Annotated in this window: 1 protein-coding gene; it reads left to right on the forward strand. The window is 43.9% G+C overall.

The features are described from left to right. On the forward strand, positions 1-2883 hold a 2883-nt coding region (locus A596_RS04950), incomplete at both ends, for a condensation domain-containing protein (RefSeq protein ID WP_039913051.1).

A 2883-nucleotide genomic window follows, 5' to 3' on the forward strand; every position in this document is an offset into this window, starting at 1 on the left:
TGATTTACACCTCGGGTTCTACGGGGAATCCCAAGGGGGTGATGATTGAGCATCACGCCGTTATTAACCTAACTCGTGCTATCCAGTGTATGGATTTAACGTTGCCCGGCAAGCAGTGGGGCTGGAATGCATCTTATGCATTCGATGCGTCTATCAAAGGTATTACCCAATTAATATCAGGCAGTGGTTTGCATGTGATATCTGAGGAGTGCAGGCAGGATCCGTCACTGTTAGTAAGCCAGCTTGATAATTTGAGTGTAATTGATTGCACCCCCCTAATGGTTGAGGCGTGGTTTGCTGCTGGCATAGAAGAGCATCTTCCCAATTTAATTCTGGGTGGAGAATCAATCAGTACCCGGCTTTGGAATTTGCTTTGCGAGTGGCAAGAAAAATACAATAAAAAAGCCGTGAATGTTTATGGCCCGACTGAATGTACGGTTGATGCTACCTGGTGTCATATCTCAAAAAAAGAACCGCACATCGGCAAGTTATTAAATAATGTTCAGGCTTATATTCTGGATGGTAATAATGAGTTATTGGCACAGGGTGTATGCGGAGAGCTGCATATTGGTGGCGTAGGCCTTGCGCGTGGTTATTTGAATCACCCCGATTTAACTGCCGAAAAATTTATTCGTAATCCTTTTTACGATAAAGCCAATCCCAATAACAGCGAGCGCATATACAAAACCGGCGATCTGGTGCGCTGGTTGCCTGACGGTAATTTGAAATTCCTCGGGCGTATCGATCATCAAATTAAAATCCGTGGCTTCCGCGTTGAATTAGGAGAAATTGAAAACACGTTGGCATCGCATGATGATGTCAAGGATGCATTGGTAGTAGTCAAAGAATCAGCAAGTGGCGATAAATTTTTAGTGGGTTATCTAGTGGTTGATAATGCCCACATAGAAGCGGATTCTGAAAATAACTCATCCACACTGATTGAAATATTACGTCTGCATCTACAAAAAACATTACCTGATTACATGGTACCTTCGGTACTGGTATTGCTGGATCAATTTCCTGTAACCCCGAATGGGAAGGTGGATCGCACAGCATTGCCTGAACCTGATATGGAAAGTCAGCGAGAAAGATACGTTGCACCGCGCACAAAAACCGAAAAAATTATATGTGATATTTGGAAGGATGTGTTGGGAGTAGAGCGAGTGAGTGCTACGGATAACTTCTTTCAGTTGGGTGGGCATTCATTATTAGTTATGCAAGTAATGTCGCGTTTGCAAAAGCGAGGGTTATCGATTACTGCCAAACAGCTTTTTGCTGCACCGAGCGTAGCGGGCCTTGCGGAAGAGCTTGAAGGCGAAATAAAAATCCCCGGGTTTCCATTTATCACACCTGCGAATTTAATTCCCGAAGGCTGTGAATGTATTACACCGGAAATGTTACCACTGGTTAATCTGAGCCCTGATGAAATTGCGAGGGTAGTGAAAAAAATCCCCGGAGGAGCAAGCAATGTACAAGATATATATTCACTTTCTCCGTTGCAGGAAGGTATTTTATTTCATCACACGATAAATAGTAATGACGCTTATGTAATACCAATGCTATTTAAAATACAGGAGCGTAAAGCGCTTGATGAATTTCTGGTGGCATTACAATTCGTTATTGATCGCCATGATGTGTTGCGCACGGCATTTTTTTGGGATGAATTATCTGTTCCTGTACAAGTGGTTTTCCGTCGGGCAAGTTTGCCTGTCCAATGGTTAAATTTTTCCGCATGTCAGGATGTAGAAGCGGAAATGCGTGCACGCTGTGCGCCGGAACGACAGGGGATGGAATTAGGCCAAGCTCCTCTCGTTCGTTTACAAATAGCAGTAGATGCCCGGAGTAATTTTTACTATGTACTTGTGCAACTGCATCATATTATTTCAGATCATGTTAGTTTGGATATTATCCAAAATGAACTGACAGCTTTTCTCAATGGGCAACAAGATAATTTACCTGCACCTGTAAGCTATCGTGAGTTTATTGCGCACACCCGGCATCATGCGCGCCAACACGACGCAAAAATTTTTTTCACTAACATGTTGAATGACCTGGACGAACCCACTTTGCCATTTGGCTTGGTGAATGTGAACATGGATGGTGATGGTAGTCATATTGTAGAACGAAAAGCGAATGTTCCTTCCGCAATATCAAGCAGGATTCGTAAACTCAGTAAACAATTGGCCGTTAGTCCTGCTGTGCTATTTCATGCTGCCTGGGCGATGGTAGTGTCTGGCTGTAGTGGGCGCAATGATGTTGTGTTTGGTACGGTAATGTCGGGGCGGCTTCAAGGAATTGCGCATGCTGAAAGTATGCCGGGGATGTTTATCAATACCCAGCCAGTGCGGGTGAAGCTGATGAATGCCACAGCCTTGGAGTTGGTACATCAGGTTCAGGAATCATTGCGTGACTTATTACCTTATGAGCAAGCATCGTTGGCTCTTGCGCAACGTTGCAGTGGTTTTCCTGGCGATGTACCGCTATTTAGTGCAATGCTCAATTATCGTCATTCTGTGCCAGCGGACTCCAATCGTGCAAATCATGTTGGGATATCGAATAATTTTTTAGATCAACATAGTCAATTCGAACTGCTGCTCACACAGGAACGCAGCAATTATCCATTCAATTTATTGGTCGATGACTATGGTGATAGCTTTGCGCTAGGCATACAGGTAGATCAAAGAATTAATGCAATTCAAATAGAAAAATATACGCAGACTGCGTTAGCAAATTTGGTAGATGCGTTAGCTTCATGGCCAGATAAACAGGCGACCTCGTTGTCGATAATACCTGAGCAGGAACGCCAGCAATTGCTGGTGGAATGGAACAGCACCGCAGCCAGTTATCCCCGGGAAAAATGCATTCACGAATTATTTGAAGCGC

Origin of the sequence: Cellvibrio mixtus subsp. mixtus J3-8 (assembly GCF_000766945.1) — a bacterium.
Classification (GTDB): Bacteria; Pseudomonadota; Gammaproteobacteria; order Pseudomonadales; family Cellvibrionaceae; genus Cellvibrio; species Cellvibrio mixtus_A.